Source organism: Methylobacterium sp. D54C (assembly GCF_053345595.1).
Window position 1 is genome coordinate 169042 of record NZ_JBKFAK010000009.1, and the last position, 14075, is coordinate 183116.

Sequence of the window (14075 nt, forward strand, 5' to 3'; positions counted from 1 at the left end):
CGGGTGCGCGCCGGCACGGACTTGATCCATACCACGCCGGAGGGGCGGCAAGGCAAACGACGTTAAGAGTTCGTTAACAGACCTTTTAATTGAGCGCGCGCAAGACAATAGGTCGGGACTGCGCCGCCGGCCCGGCCGAACCGGGGGTTCACTCCCCCCGTGGCGCGAGCTGACGCGGGCACCGGCCGGCCCGGAGATCGGGCTTAACGCGCCGTTAACCATGCAGGCGGCAGATTTTGCCGAGCCCGCTCGTCCCGGCGCGGCCACGCCATCCCGGAGGCGACCATGGCCCTCACCGATCTGCCCGTGCTGAGCATGCTGCGCACGCGGATGCAATGGGCGCAGGCGCGCCAGGGCGTGATCGCCGAGAACGTCGCCAACGCCGACATGCCGGGGTTCAAGCCCCGCGACCTCGTGGAGCCGCGCTTCGACCGGGCGACCGGCGCCCTCGCCACCAGCGGCTCCGGCCTGACGCTCACGAGCGCGGGCCACATGGCACCGCCCGGCCAGACGGTCGGAGCCGACTCCAAGCGCGCCAAGGGCTTCGAGGTCCGGCCCAGCGGCAACGGCGTCAACCTCGAGGACGAGATGATGAAGGCCGGCGAGAACCAGGCGGACTACCAGCTCGCCGCCTCGCTGTACCAGCACAGCCTGACCACCCTGAAGATCGCGATCGGCAAGAGCTGACGCGCGACGGCCGAATGTGGAGCGCCGACGGCCGCGGGGTCGCGGCAGCGGGAGGGTCCTGAGCCATGGAATTCACGAAGTCGCTGGCGGTGGCGGCCGCGGGCCTCAAGGCCCAGTCGGGCCGGATGCGCATCATCGCCGAGAACATCGCCAACGCCGATTCCGCGCCGGCCTCCGCCGGGGCGCAGCCCTACCGCCGCAAGATCCCGACCTTCACCAGCCACCTCGACGACGAGACCGGTGCCAAGCTCGTCGAGGCGGGGCGCGTCAGGCGCGACCCGTCGGCCTTCCGGACCAAGTACGAGCCCGGCAACCCCGCGGCCGACGCCCAGGGCGTGGTGCAGATGCCCAACGTCAACGCGCTGATCGAGAACATGGACCTGCGGGAGGCCCAGCGCTCCTACGAGGCGAACCTCAACATGATCAGCGCCACCCGCAAGATGCTGGCGCAGACCCTCGGCATCCTGAAGTGACCCCCGAAGCCCGCGGCAGGACCGCTTAGCAAGGACGCATGGCGATGGCTTCGAGCAACTTCGCAGCGGGTGCCTACGCGGCCGTCCAGGGCCTCGCCGGCGGCCGGCCGGCCCCCCGGGTGCAGCCGACGACCGGCACCGGCACCGACTTCATGCAGATGCTCGGGCAGACCCTGGACAGCGTCGGCGATGCCGGCCGCCGGGCCGATTCCCAGGCCGTCTCCGCGGCCGCCGGCAAGGCCAACGTCGTGGACGTGGTCACCGCGGTCGCCGAGAGCGAGACGGCCCTGCAGACCATGGTGGCGGTGCGCGACCGCATGATCTCCGCCTACGAGGAGATCATGCGGATGCAGATCTGACCGGCCGACCGCTTCCCCGCCCGCTCCCCCCGCACAGATCGCATCCCCATGACCGGCCTCGCCATCCTCGACATCGCCCGCGACGGCATCTTCGTGTTCCTCAAGGTGGCCGGGCCCCTGATGCTGGTCGCGCTCGCGGTCGGCCTCGCCGTGTCCCTGGTCCAGGCCCTGACGCAGATCCAGGAGCAGACGCTGATCTACGTGCCCAAGGTCGTGGCGGTGTTCGCCGCGCTCCTGCTGATGCTGCCCTTCATGGGTGACGCCATGGCCGGCTACATGACCCGCATCGCCGCCCGCATCGCGGCCGGCGGCTGATGCGCCCGCCGGCCGGGACAGGCGCGGCCGCCGCGTGCCATAGGGGCCGCGATGAACCTGCTCCTGCCCGGCATCGCCTCGGCCTACCTGATCACCTTCGCGCGCATCGGCACGCTGATCATGCTGATGCCGGGGATCGGCGAGCAGACCGTGTCGCCGCGCCTGCGCCTCGCCTTCGCGCTTCTCACGTCCCTGGTGCTGTTCCCGACCGTGCGCCCGCTGCTCGGCGGCACGGAGGGCGTGGCCGGCCCGCGGCTGATCGGGCTCCTGTTCGGCGAGACGATCATCGGGCTGGTGCTCGGCCTCACGGTGCGGATGATCCTCGCCGCCCTTCAGACCGCCGGGGTGATCATCTCGGCGCAGGTCGGGCTGTCCTACGCGATGACGGTGGATCCGAGCCAGGGCGGCCAGCAGGTGGCGATCGGCAACTTCCTGTCGTTGCTCGGGATCACGCTGATCTTCGCCGCGGACCTGCACCATCTCGCCATCGAGGGCGTGGCCCGCAGCTACGTGGTGTTGCCCCCCGACGGCGTGCCGTCCTTCTCGGACGCGCTGATGCTGGCCACGAAGGCGCTCGCCCGGGGCTTCACCCTGGCGGTGCAGATCGCCGGCCCGTTCATCGCCTTCGGGATCCTGTTCAACCTGGGTCTCGGCGTGCTGTCGCGGCTGATGCCCCAGATGCAGGTGTTCTTCCTGGCGGTCCCGGCCTCGGTGCTGATCGGCATGCTGCTGCTGATGGGCTGCCTCGGCGTCATGATGGGCGTCTTCCTGGACGACCTGGGCCGGTATCTCGGGGATTACGTCGGCCGCTGAGCGGCCGGATCGCCCGTGCCCCGACGATGTCCCCGCTCTGAGCCCGACGCGCGATGGCCGACGATACCGACGACGAGGACAAGACCGAGGAGCCGTCCCAACGACGGCTCGATCAGGCGATCGAGCGCGGCGACGTCGCGACCAGCACCGAGATCAACACCTTCGCGATACTGGCCGCGTTCACCCTGGCGCTGCTGGTCGCGGCCCCGACCATCGCCTCGAACCTGCTGCACGGGCTCAAGGCCTACCTCGCCAACGCCCATACCCTGCCGGACGACGCCACGGCCATGAAGGCGGCCATGACGCGCGGCCTGTGGCTGTGGCTCCAGGCGGTGGCGGTGCCTGTCGGGCTGGCGGTCGTGGCCGGGCTGGCCGCGGGGCTCCTGCAGCACCCGCTGGTCTTCTCCGCCGAGACGCTGATGCCGAAATTCTCGCGCCTCTCGCCGATGGCGGGCGTGAAGCGGCTCCTCGGCGTCGAGGCCCTGTTCCAGTTCGGCAAGGGGCTGGCGAAGATCGCCGCCGTGGGCGTGGTCGGCGCGGTGATGCTGTGGAACGACCGCGACCGGCTGGAAGTGTTCGCACAGCTGGACCCGGCCGCCTCCATGCCGGCGATCCTGTCCCTCAGCCTGAAGCTGCTCGCCGGCATGCTGTGCATGCACCTCGCGATCACCCTCGGCGACGCGCTCTACGCGCGGTTCCGCTGGCGCAAGCGCCACCGGATGTCGAAGGAGGAGCTCAAGCAGGAGATGAAGGAGTCGGAGGGCAATCCCGAGGTGAAGGGGCGCCTGAAGCAGCTCCGGATGGCCCGGGTGAAGAAGCGCATGATGGCCGCGGTCCCCACCGCCACCGTCGTGGTGACGAACCCCACCCACTACGCGGTGGCGCTACGCTACGAGACCGGCATGGCCGCGCCGGTCTGCGTCGCCAAGGGCGTCGACGCGCTCGCCCTACGCATCCGCGCGGTGGCGGCCGAGCACGGGGTCGCGGTGATCGAGAACCCGCCGCTCGCCCGGGCGCTCCACGCCACCGTGGAGATCGACCGGGAGATCCCGGCCGAGCACTACCGCGCGGTGGCGGAGGTCATCGGGTTCGTGCTGCGCCTGCGGAGACGGGCGGCGTAGCCCCGCGCGATCCGCGCGCCGCGCCGTCTCGCCGAACGCCCGGTGGGGCGAAAGCCACGCTTCCTCCACCTTTTTTCGCGAGGCTGTGTCAAGGCTTGGCGCGACGAGACTGATGCCGCGCCCCGCATGTCCTGATATGGCCGGCGGACTAACCGGGTGACTGTTCTGGAATGAAGCCGATGGCCGACGTCACTGGACCTCCGGCGCCCGCCGCGGGCCCGCAGAATTCGGGTCCCCCGGTCGCGCAGGCCTCGTCCCTGCTCGGCACGGGCTCGATCGACCGCTCGGAACAGCCGGGCCGGGTCGGCCTGCTCCTCGTGCTCGCCGGCCTGCTGGTCGGCGCGGCCATCGGCCTGTCCTTCGTGGCCAATGAGCAGGCCCAGTCGCTGATCGTCTGGCTGCTGGCCCTCCTGGCCATGGCGGGCGTGTTCTTCCTGTTCGCCCTCGCCATCGGGGCGCTCCAGCTCAGCGGCAGCGCCGCCCGGGACGACATCACCAAGGGCATCGTCGACGCTTCGCCGGACGGCCAGCTGGTCGTCGAGGACGGCGGCCGGCTGATCTACGCCAACGAGGCCTATCTCCGGATCGCCAGCGGCGACACCTTCTCCAACCTCGTGCCGGTGGAGCGCATCCTCGTCGGCTCGCCGGAGGTCTCCGAGGCGGTCTACCGCCTGTCGCAGGCCTCGCGCGACGCCCGGGCCCACATCGAGGAGGTGCGGATGTCGCCGCCCCTCGGGCCCACGGCCGGCGAGCGCGGCTTCGGCTGGTACCGGGTCTCGGTGCGGCCCCTCGCGCGCCCGCGCCGGGCGGCCTCCCTCTGGACGGTGGCCGACATCACCGCCGAGCGGGAGCGGCAGGAGAACGTCTTCCAGGAGCTCCAGCACGCCATCGACTACCTCGACCACGCCCCGGCGGGCTTCCTGTCGATCGATCCGGCGGGCGCCATCGTCTACATGAACGCGACCCTGGCGGCCTGGCTCGGCTACGACCTCGCCAGCGTCGGCCCCGGCGGCCCGCACCTCACCGAGATCGCCCCGGAGGCGGACGTGCTGGTGCGCACGGCCGGCCTGCCGGGCGAGGTCCGCACCGACCGCTTCGACCTCGACCTGCGCCGCCGCAACGGCCACACCCTGCCGGTCCGGCTCTACCACCGGGTCGCCTTCGGCAAGGACGGCAAGCCCGGCTCGTCGCGGACCTTCGTGATCAACCGGTCCGCCGGGGCCGAGACCGACGAGCCGCAGCGCGCCGCCGAGGTCCGGCTGGCCCGCTTCCTCAACAACTCGCCGATCGCCATCGCGACCCTCGACAGCGGCGGCCGGATCGCCCGCGCCAACGCCTCGTTCACGCGCCTGTTCGGCACGGTCCCGCGGCAGGCCGACGACGGCGCCCCGGACGGGGAGGGTGTCCCGCGGGTCGAGCCCAACGTCGCCGACTCGGTGGCCGACCGGACCGCCCTGGAGGCCGGGCTCGCCCGCGCCGCGAGCGGGCGGACGGATCCGGAGCCCATCGAGGTCCAGCTCAACGGGCCCGGCGGCCGCTCGGCCCGGGTCTGGCTCAGCCCGGCCGACGGCGGCGATGCCGGCCAGCAGACCGACGAGGCCGAGCGGGTGATCCTCTACGCCCTCGACACGACGGCGCAGCGCCAACTGGAGCAGCAGGTCGCTCAGGCCCAGAAAATGAACGCGGTCGGCCAGCTCGCCGGCGGCATCGCGCACGACTTCAACAACGTCCTGCAGGCGATCATCGGCTACTCGGACCTGCTGCTCGCGAGCCACCGGCCGACCGACCCGGCCTTCCAGGACATCATGCAGATCAAGCAGAACGCCAACCGGGCGGCGGGCCTCGTCCGCCAGCTCCTGGCGTTCTCCCGCCGGCAGACGCTGCGCCCGGAGGTGATGAATGTCGGGGAGGCGCTCTCCGAGCTGACCCTACTCCTCAAGCGGCTGCTCGGCGAGCGCGTCGCGCTGGAGCTGAAGCACGGCCGCGAGGTCTGGCCCGTGAAGGCCGACGTCAACCAGTTCGAGCAGGTGATCGTCAATCTGGCGGTCAACGCCCGCGACGCCATGCCGGAGGGCGGCAAGCTGATGATCCGCACCGAGAACGTCTCCGATCCGGGGGCGGCCGCCGGGGCGGAGGGGCGCGGCGGGGCGCCGGCGGGCGACCACGTGCTGATCGAGGTGCGCGACACCGGCCAGGGCATCCCGCCCGAGCTGATGGAGAAGATCTTCGAGCCGTTCTTCACCACCAAGGAGATCGGCAAGGGCACCGGCCTCGGGCTCTCGACGGTGTTCGGCATCGTCAAGCAGTCCGGCGGCACCATCGACGTGCAGTCGAAGGTCGGGGAGGGCACGGCCTTCCGCATCTACCTGCCGCGTCACGTGCCCGTTGCGGAGCCCGAGGAGGTGCCGGTCGCGGCGGTCGAGCCGGCACTGCCGCGCGCGGAGCCGCTCGCGCCGGCCTCCACCACCGCCCATCCCGATTCCGGGTCGGAAGCCAAGCCGGTCACCGCGCCGGCCGCGGGCGGCGACGCCGCTGTGCCGAACGGGGAGACGCCGCCCGCCAAGGTCGACAAGCCGGCGCCGCGCAAGCCCGCCGCCGATCATACGGGGCAGGGGACCATCCTGCTCGTCGAGGACGAGGACCCGGTGCGGGCAGTCAACAGCCGGGCGCTCTCGGCCCGCGGCTACACGGTGCTGGAGGCGGCCTCGGGCCTCGAGGCCCTGGCGATCGTCCGCGAGGGCGCGCAGACCATCGATCTCGTCGTCTCCGACGTGGTCATGCCCGAGATGGACGGCCCGACGCTCCTGCGGGAGGTGCGCAAGCATCAGCCCGACCTGAAGGTGATCTTCGTGTCCGGCTACGCCGAGGACGCGTTCCGCAAGAACCTGCCCGAGGGTGAGACCTTCAACTTCCTGCCCAAGCCCTTCAGCCTGAAGCAGCTCGTCGAGACCGTGAAGAAGACGATGGCGGACTGACCGGCCCGTCGCGTCCGGTCACCGTCGCTCAACGAAGAGCGGCCCCGGAGAGACTCCGGGGCCGCGCATCTTCGAACGTCGCAAGGTCCGCCGCGCGCCGTCGCCGGCCCGCGGCGGCGCAGCCTAGGCCTCGCCCTCGTCGAGATCGTCCGCCGTCGGCGCGGCGTTCTCCAAGATCTTCTCGGCGACCAGACCGGAATTCTGCCGGATCGAGCCCTCGATCTCGGCCGCGATCTTCGGGTTGTCGCGCAGAAAGCCCTTCGAGTTTTCGCGGCCCTGGCCGAGGCGCTGGCTGTTGTACGAGAACCAGGCGCCCGACTTCTCGACGATCCCGGCCTTCACGCCGAGGTCGATCAGCTCGCCGACCTTCGACACGCCCTCGCCGAACATGATGTCGAACTCGACCTGCTTGAAGGGCGGCGCGACCTTGTTCTTCACCACCTTGACGCGGACTTGGTTGCCGATCGCCTCGTCGCGGTCCTTGAGCGTCGAGATGCGGCGGATATCGAGGCGCACCGAGGCGTAGAACTTGAGGGCGTTGCCGCCCGTGGTCGTCTCGGGGCTGCCGTACATGACGCCGATCTTCATCCGGATCTGGTTGATGAAGATGACCATGCAGTTCGAGCGCGAGATCGAGCCGGTCAGCTTGCGCAGGGCCTGGCTCATCAGGCGGGCCTGGAGGCCCGGCTGGCTCTCGCCCATCTCGCCCTCGATCTCGGCCCGCGGGGTCAACGCGGCCACCGAATCGACCACCAGCACGTCGATGGCGCCCGAGCGCACCAGCGTGTCGGTGATCTCGAGCGCCTGCTCACCCGTGTCGGGCTGAGAGATCAGCAGGTCGTCGAGGTTCACGCCGAGCTTGCGGGCGTAGACCGGGTCGAGGGCGTGCTCGGCGTCCACGAACGCGCAGACGCCGCCCTTCTTCTGGGCCTCCGCGATCGTGTGGAGCGCCAGCGTCGTCTTGCCGGACGATTCGGGACCGTAGATCTCGATCACGCGGCCGCGGGGAAGGCCGCCGACGCCGAGCGCGATGTCGAGGCCCAGCGAGCCGGTCGAGACGGTCTCGACCTCCTGGACCTTGTCGCTCTTGCCGAGCCGCATGATCGAGCCCTTGCCGAAGGCGCGCTCGATCTGAGACAGGGCGGCGTCGATCGCCTTGGACTTGTCCTTGTCCACCGGGGGCATGTCGACCACTTTCAATGCGGGCTGGGCCATCTGGCGGGCTCCTTATGAAGGGGTTGGACGCAGTTCACAACGCGCGTCGCCACCGCCTCTATGTACCCGTTTTGTTCTCAACCAGCAAGGCCGGAACGCGGTTTTGCTGCACGCAAGTCACGAAATCCCGGCTCGACACCCGGATGCCCCGCGACAGCAATCCAATCCGGTAATCGGCCGCCAAGCCGCGTACGAATGCCGACACAACGCGCCGAACGGGACGACCGCCAGCCGCAATGGCGACGCCTCCCGCGGTCCCGCAGCAGGCTCGGCCCGCCGGCGACCGGGACCCAACCGCCAGACATGCGGCCGAAAACGACGACGCCCGGCACGAATCCGGCTCTCGCGAGTCGAATTGCGTCCGGGCGTTCGTCGTACCGGTCGCCGGGCATCCCCGGGATGGTCACCCCAGAGGGGGCACCATCCCGCGACGCCGCGGGCCGGGATCTGGCGGACGCGGAGACCGCAGCCGCCGGGATCCCGGGATCAGGCGGCCTCGCCGGCCTCGGCCTGGGCGGCCTCGCCCTCGACCAGCTTCCAGGTCTTGGTCTTGGAGAACGGACGGCACTCCTCGATGAACACCGTCTGCCCGACCTTGGCGACGTTGCCCTCGTCGTGCGCGTGGTAGTTCTTCGACCGCCGCACGGTCTTCTTCATCACCGGGTGCGTGAAGCGGCGCTCCACCTTCACCACGATGGTCTTCTCACCCTTGTCGCTGACGACGGTGCCCTGCAGGATGCGCTTCGGCATGGTTGTCTCCTAAAACCCGCCTCAGCCCTTGGCCTGCTGCAGCGTCTTGGAACGCTGCAGAGTCCGGACACGGGCGATGTCGCGACGGACCTCGCGGACGCGGGCGACGTTCTCGAGCTGGCCGGTGGCCCCCTGGAAGCGCAGGTTGAACTGCTCCTTCTTGAGGTTGATCAGCTCGTCATTCAGCTGATCCGGCGACAGCGCCTTCAGATCAGACAGTCTCTGGGTCGACTTCACGATATCCTCCGTTCAGTCGGCGATGCGCTGGACGACCCGCGTGCGGATCGGGAGCTTCGCGGCGCCGAGGCGGAGCGCCTCCTTGGCGATGTTCTCGGCAACGCCGTCGACCTCGAACATGATCCGGCCGGGATGGACCCGGGCCGCCCAGTAATCCGGGGCGCCCTTACCGGAGCCCATGCGGACCTCGGTCGGCTTCGACGACACCGGGACGTCCGGGAACACCCGGATCCAGACGCGGCCCTGGCGCTTCATCTCGCGGGTGATCGCGCGGCGGGCCGCCTCGATCTGGCGGGCGGTGACGCGCTCGGGCTCGACCGCCTTCAGGCCGAACTGGCCGAAGTTCAGCTCGAAGCCGCCCTTGGCCGCACCGTGGATGCGGCCCTTGAACTGCTTGCGGAAGCGGGTCTTTTTCGGTTGCAGCATGGCTTCCTACCTTACGCGTGCTCGCGCTCGCGGCGTCCGCGCTCGCGGCCGCCCTCGCCATCGCGCTCACGGCGTCCGCCAGAGCGGCCGCCCTCTTCCTGGGCCTTCTTGTCCTGGGCCATCGGGTCGTGCTCGAGGATCTCGCCCTTGAACACCCACACCTTGATGCCGCAGGTCCCGTAGGTCGTGAACGCCGTCGCGGTGCCGTAGTCGACGTCGGCGCGCAGCGTGTGCAGCGGGACGCGGCCCTCGCGGTACCATTCCTGGCGGGCGATCTCGGCGCCGCCGAGACGGCCCGAGCAGTTGATCCGGATGCCCTCGGCGCCCAGACGCATGGCCGACTGCACGGCCCGCTTCATGGCGCGCCGGAAGGCGACGCGGCGCTCGAGCTGCTGGGCGATCGAGTCGGCCACCAGGGTGGCGTCGATCTCGGGCTTGCGCACCTCGACGATGTTGATGGTCACGTCGGCCTTCGTCATCGTGCCGACGAGCTTGCGCAGCTTCTCGATGTCCGCGCCCTTCTTGCCGATCACCACGCCCGGACGACCCGAGTGGATGGTGACCCGGCACTTCCGGTGCGGGCGCTCGATGACGATCTTGGAGACCGCCGCCTGCTTGAGCTGCTTCATGAGGGCGGCGCGGATCGCGACGTCCTCGTGCATGAGCTTCGCGTAGTCGCCCTTGTTGGCGAACCAGCGGGAATCCCAGGTCCGGTTGATGCCGAGCCGGAGACCGATCGGGTTGACTTTCTGACCCATCAGATCCTCCTCAAGCCGCTTCGGCTTGGCGGACTTCGCGAACCACGATGGTGAGGTTCGAGAAGGGCTTCAGGATGCGCGCGCCGCGGCCGCGGGCGCGGGCGTGGAAACGCTTGAGAACCAGCGCCTTGCCCACGAAGGCCTGGGAGACGACGAGGTCGTCGACGTCCAGGTCGTGGTTGTTCTCGGCGTTGGCGATGGCGCTCTCGAGGCACTTCTTGACCTCGGTCGAGATCCGCTTGCGCGAGAACTGCAACTCGGCGAGCGCCGTGTCGACCTTCTTGCCGCGGATCATCTGCGCCACGAGGTTGAGCTTCTGCGGGCTGACGCGCAGCATGCGCGCGACGGCCTTGGCCTCGTTCTCAGGGAGCGCGCGGGGGGTGGCTTGCTTGCCCATCTCAGCGCCTCTTCGCCTTCTTGTCGGCCGCGTGGCCCGGGAAGGTGCGGGTCGGCGAGAACTCGCCGAACTTGTGCCCGACCATCTCCTCGGTGACGTAGACCGGGATGTGCTTCTGCCCGTTGTGCACACCGAAGGTGAGCCCGACGAACTGCGGGAGGATCGTGGAGCGGCGGCTCCAGATCTTGATGACCTCGGAGCGCGAGGAGCCCCGCGCCGCCTCGGCCTTCTTGAAGAGGTAGCCGTCGACGAACGGCCCCTTCCAGAGAGAGCGTGCCATAGCGATTACTTCTTGCGGTTGTGGCGGCTGGACAGGATGAACACGTCGGTCCGCTTGTTGGACCGGGTCTTCTTCCCCTTGGTGGGCACGCCCCAGGGCGTGACCGGGTTGCGGCCGCCCGAGGTGCGACCCTCGCCGCCGCCGTGCGGATGGTCGACCGGGTTCATCGCCACACCGCGGTTGTGCGGGCGCTTGCCGAGCCAACGGTTGCGCCCGGCCTTGCCGAGCGAGATGTTCATGTGGTCCGGGTTCGAGACCGCGCCGACGCTGGCGAAGCACTGGCCGTGGACCAGGCGCTGCTCGCCCGAGTTCAGGCGGAGCGTCACGTAGCCCTGGTCGCGGCCGACGATCTGCGCGTAGTTGCCGGCCGAGCGGGCGATCGCGCCGCCCTTGCCGATCTTCAGCTCGACATTGTGGACGATCGTGCCCACCGGCATCGAGCCGACCGGAGCGGCGTTGCCCGGCTTGATGTCGACGCTCTCGCCGGCCACCACCTTGTCGCCCGGCTGCAGGCGCTGCGGGGCCAGGATGTAGCTCTGCTTCCCGTCGGGGAAGTTGATCAGCGCGATGAACGCCGTGCGGTTCGGATCGTACTCGATCCGCTCCACCGTGGCGGCGACGCCGAGCTGCTCGCGACGCTTGAAGTCGACGTTGCGCAGCACGCGCTTATGACCGCCGCCGCGGAAGCGGACGGTGATGCGGCCGAGATTGTTGCGGCCGCCGGAGGACGACTTGCCCTCCGTCAGCGCCTTCACCGGCTTGCCCTTGTAGAGCTCACGGCGGTCGACGAGCACGAGCTGGCGCAGGCTCGGCGTGACCGGTTTGAATGTCTTCAAGGCCATCGGCTTGGATCCCTAAATCCCGTCCTCAGAGCCCGGTCGTGACGTCGATCGAGTGGCCCTCGGCCAGGGTCACGATCGCCTTCTTCACGTCGGAGCGCTGTCCGCGGAGACCGCGGAAAATCTTCTTCTTACCCTTGGTGACAAGGGTGTTCACGGCCGTGACCTTCACGTCGAACAGCTTCTCGACGGCCTCCTTGATCTGAGGCTTCGTCGCCTTGGGGGCGACGCGGAAGACGACCTTGTTCTGCTCGGTCAGGTTCGTCGCCTTCTCGGTGATGACCGGGGAGACGACGATGTCGTAGTGGCGCGGATCGGCACTCATTTGAAACGCTCCTCCAGCGCGTCGACGGCAGCCTTCGTCAGGACGAGCGTGTCGCGGCGCAGGATGTCGTAGACGTTGATGCCCTGCACGGGCAGCACGTCGATCTGCGGGATGGCGCGGGCTGCCCGGCCGAAATTCACGTCGACCTCGGCACCGCCGATGATCAGCGCGTTCGAGAGGCCCATCTTGCCGAAGCGCTCGATGAGACCCTTGGTCTTGTGATCCTCGATCTTGATGTCGTCGACGACGATCAGGGTCGAGGCCTTGGCCTTGGCCGACAGGGCGTGGCGCAGGGCCAGCGCGCGGACCTTCTTGGGCAGGTCGTGGCTGTGGTCGCGCGGCACGGGGCCGAAGGCGCGCCCGCCGCCGCGGAACTGCGGCGCCGAGGCCGCGCCGTGGCGGGCGTTACCGGTGCCCTTCTGCTTGTAGAGCTTCTTGCGGGTCCGGTTCACGTCCGAGCGGTTCTGCACGGCGTGGGTGCCGGCGCGCCGCTTGGCGAGCTGCCAGCGGACCATGCGCTGCAGCAGGTCGGCGCGCGGCTCCAGGCCGAAGATCTCTTCGTTCAGCTCGACCGAGCCGGCACCGGCACCGTCGAGGGTCTTGATATCGAGCTTCATCACGCGGTCTCCTCAGCCGCAGGGGCCTCGGTCGCCGGGGCGGAGGCGCCGTTCTCGCGGAACTTGCCCGGCAGCGGAACGTCGGCGGGGAGCTTGCGCTTCACCGCGTCGCGGATCTGGATCCAGCCGCCGGCGACGCCCGGGACCGCGCCCTCGACCAGGATCAGGCCGCGCTCAGGGTCGGTGCGCACGACGCGCAGGTTCTGGGTGGTGACCCGCTCGACGCCGAGGTGACCCGGCATCTTCTTGTTCTTGAAGGTCTTGCCCGGATCCTGACGGCCACCGGTCGAACCGATCGAGCGGTGCGAGATCGACACGCCGTGGGTGGCGCGCAGGCCGCCGAAGTTCCAGCGCTTGATACCGCCGGCGAAGCCCTTACCGGTCGTGGTGCCGGTGACATCCACGAACTGGCCGGGGATGAAGTGGTCCGCGGTGATCTCGGCGCCGACCGGGATCAGCGCGTCCTCGGACACGCGGAACTCGGCGAGCTTCTTCTTCGGCTCGACCTTGGCGACCGCGAAGCGGCCCCGCTCGGCGGCCGAGACGTTCTTGACCTTGGCCTTGCCGACGCCGACCTGCAGCGCGACGTAGCCGTTCTTCTCGACGGTGCGGTGGGCAACCACCTGGCACTGATCGATCTTGAGCACGGTGACGGGGACATGCTCCCCCGCGTCCGTGAAGACGCGGGTCATGCCGACCTTCTGTGCGATGACGCCTGAGCGCATAGGTTCTCTCCCTCGCGCGATGAAACGGTAAGCTCTAAGTCCTCAGCGGACTCAGAGCTTGATCTCCACGTCCACGCCAGCGGCGAGGTCGAGCTTCATCAGCGCGTCCACGGTCTGAGGCGTCGGATCGACGATATCGAGCACCCGCTTGTGCGTGCGCATCTCGAACTGCTCGCGCGACTTCTTGTCGATGTGGGGCGAGCGGTTCACGGTGAACTTGGCGATGTGCGTCGGGAGCGGGATCGGGCCGCGGATGGTCGCGCCCGTACGCTTGGCCGTGGAGACGATCTCCTTGGTCGACGCATCGAGGATGCGGTGATCGAACGCCTTGAGGCGAATGCGGATGTTCTGACCGTTCATGATCCTGGAACCTTGAGAGGGACGGCGGGGTACGCGAGGCCTTCACCCCGCCGCGCCCTGCTAAGGATGCTTGCTCGAGCTCAGTCGTTGATGGCGGCGACGACGCCGGCGCCGACGGTTCGGCCGCCCTCGCGGATGGCGAAGCGCAGCTTCTCCTCCATGGCCACCGGCACGATCAGCGCCACGTCCATGGTCACGTTGTCGCCCGGCATCACCATCTCGGTGCCCTCCGGCAGCGTGCAGATCCCGGTCACGTCCGTGGTCCGGAAGTAGAACTGCGGCCGGTAGTTGGTGAAGAACGGCGTGTGGCGGCCGCCCTCCTCCTTGGTCAGGATGTACGCCTCGGCCTTGAACTTCGAGTGCGGCTTCACCGAACCCGGCTTGCACACGACCTGGCCGCGCT

The 14075-nt window shown here is 69.4% G+C and carries 20 protein-coding genes; 7 read left to right on the forward strand and 13 right to left on the reverse strand.

All coding sequences use genetic code 11. The features are described from left to right. The first annotated feature begins 285 nt into the window (after positions 1-285). The 7 genes from flgB to ACLBYB_RS19205 all read left to right on the forward strand — a co-directional run bounded on the left by flgB (position 286) and on the right by ACLBYB_RS19205 (position 6743). Complete coding sequence (gene flgB / locus ACLBYB_RS19175; protein ID WP_056533882.1) at positions 286-687, forward strand: flagellar basal body rod protein FlgB; 402 nt, start codon at positions 286-288, stop codon at positions 685-687. Between the two features lie 65 nt (positions 688-752). Further along, the gene (gene flgC, locus ACLBYB_RS19180; protein WP_020094248.1) at positions 753-1160 is read left to right on the forward strand and encodes a flagellar basal body rod protein FlgC; all 408 of its coding nucleotides are present in this window, start codon (positions 753-755) and stop codon (positions 1158-1160) included. 44 nt (positions 1161-1204) lie between these two features. Further along, the gene (gene fliE, locus ACLBYB_RS19185; RefSeq protein WP_012319201.1) at positions 1205-1519 is read left to right on the forward strand and encodes a flagellar hook-basal body complex protein FliE; all 315 of its coding nucleotides are present in this window, start codon (positions 1205-1207) and stop codon (positions 1517-1519) included. Between the two features lie 48 nt (positions 1520-1567). After that, complete coding sequence (gene fliQ / locus ACLBYB_RS19190; protein ID WP_012319200.1) at positions 1568-1834, forward strand: flagellar biosynthesis protein FliQ; 267 nt, start codon at positions 1568-1570, stop codon at positions 1832-1834. A 51-nt stretch (positions 1835-1885) separates the two neighbouring features. Then, complete coding sequence (gene fliR / locus ACLBYB_RS19195; protein WP_042675345.1) at positions 1886-2647, forward strand: flagellar biosynthetic protein FliR; 762 nt, start codon at positions 1886-1888, stop codon at positions 2645-2647. 53 nt (positions 2648-2700) lie between these two features. Further along, the gene (gene flhB / locus ACLBYB_RS19200; RefSeq protein ID WP_056533880.1) at positions 2701-3768 is read left to right on the forward strand and encodes a flagellar biosynthesis protein FlhB; all 1068 of its coding nucleotides are present in this window, start codon (positions 2701-2703) and stop codon (positions 3766-3768) included. Positions 3769-3947: 179 nt separating this feature from the next. Beyond that, positions 3948-6743, forward strand: coding sequence for an ATP-binding protein (locus ACLBYB_RS19205; RefSeq protein WP_447699697.1), 2796 nt, complete (start codon positions 3948-3950; stop codon positions 6741-6743). 123 nt (positions 6744-6866) lie between these two features. On the opposite strand, the gene recA is transcribed toward ACLBYB_RS19205, so the two are convergent. From recA to ACLBYB_RS19270, 13 genes are all read right to left on the reverse strand, one after another. Then, positions 6867-7928 carry a recombinase RecA gene (gene recA / locus ACLBYB_RS19210; protein WP_373866322.1) on the reverse strand — a complete coding sequence of 354 codons (1062 nt, stop codon included), beginning with the start codon at positions 7926-7928 and terminating at the stop codon, positions 6867-6869. Positions 7929-8444: 516 nt separating this feature from the next. Then, a complete protein-coding gene (gene rpsQ / locus ACLBYB_RS19215) occupies positions 8445-8708 on the reverse strand; it encodes a 30S ribosomal protein S17 (RefSeq protein ID WP_020094254.1) in 264 nt (87 codons plus the stop codon). A gap of 21 nt (positions 8709-8729) precedes the next feature. Continuing rightward, positions 8730-8945 carry a 50S ribosomal protein L29 gene (rpmC, locus tag ACLBYB_RS19220; protein WP_020094255.1) on the reverse strand — a complete coding sequence of 72 codons (216 nt, stop codon included), beginning with the start codon at positions 8943-8945 and terminating at the stop codon, positions 8730-8732. A 12-nt stretch (positions 8946-8957) separates the two neighbouring features. After that, positions 8958-9371 (reverse strand): 50S ribosomal protein L16, encoded by a 414-nt coding sequence (gene rplP, locus ACLBYB_RS19225; protein ID WP_012319193.1) that lies wholly within the window; start codon positions 9369-9371, stop codon positions 8958-8960. Positions 9372-9382: 11 nt separating this feature from the next. Continuing rightward, the gene (rpsC, locus tag ACLBYB_RS19230; RefSeq protein ID WP_012319192.1) at positions 9383-10129 is read right to left on the reverse strand and encodes a 30S ribosomal protein S3; all 747 of its coding nucleotides are present in this window, start codon (positions 10127-10129) and stop codon (positions 9383-9385) included. 10 nt (positions 10130-10139) lie between these two features. Further along, positions 10140-10526 carry a 50S ribosomal protein L22 gene (gene rplV, locus ACLBYB_RS19235; protein ID WP_012319191.1) on the reverse strand — a complete coding sequence of 129 codons (387 nt, stop codon included), beginning with the start codon at positions 10524-10526 and terminating at the stop codon, positions 10140-10142. Between the two features lies 1 nt (position 10527). After that, the gene (gene rpsS, locus ACLBYB_RS19240; RefSeq protein ID WP_012319190.1) at positions 10528-10806 is read right to left on the reverse strand and encodes a 30S ribosomal protein S19; all 279 of its coding nucleotides are present in this window, start codon (positions 10804-10806) and stop codon (positions 10528-10530) included. Between the two features lie 5 nt (positions 10807-10811). Further along, positions 10812-11648, reverse strand: coding sequence for a 50S ribosomal protein L2 (gene rplB, locus ACLBYB_RS19245; RefSeq protein WP_020094256.1), 837 nt, complete (start codon positions 11646-11648; stop codon positions 10812-10814). Positions 11649-11673: 25 nt separating this feature from the next. After that, on the reverse strand, positions 11674-11970 hold the full coding sequence (locus ACLBYB_RS19250; RefSeq protein ID WP_020094257.1) for a 50S ribosomal protein L23: 297 nt from the start codon (positions 11968-11970) through the stop codon (positions 11674-11676). Continuing rightward, complete coding sequence (gene rplD, locus ACLBYB_RS19255; RefSeq protein WP_020094258.1) at positions 11967-12587, reverse strand: 50S ribosomal protein L4; 621 nt, start codon at positions 12585-12587, stop codon at positions 11967-11969. The genes ACLBYB_RS19250 and rplD overlap by 4 nt, the downstream gene beginning before the upstream one ends. Beyond that, positions 12587-13312, reverse strand: a complete 726-nt coding sequence (rplC, locus tag ACLBYB_RS19260) for a 50S ribosomal protein L3 (protein WP_020094259.1) — start codon at positions 13310-13312, stop codon at positions 12587-12589. Before rplC ends, rplD begins: the two co-directional genes overlap by 1 nt. Positions 13313-13363: 51 nt before the next feature. Continuing rightward, positions 13364-13672, reverse strand: coding sequence for a 30S ribosomal protein S10 (gene rpsJ / locus ACLBYB_RS19265; protein WP_007569268.1), 309 nt, complete (start codon positions 13670-13672; stop codon positions 13364-13366). Positions 13673-13752: 80 nt separating this feature from the next. Next, a partial coding sequence (locus tag ACLBYB_RS19270; RefSeq protein ID WP_447699698.1) for an EF-Tu C-terminal domain-related protein occupies positions 13753-14075 on the reverse strand: 323 nt, incomplete at its 5' end.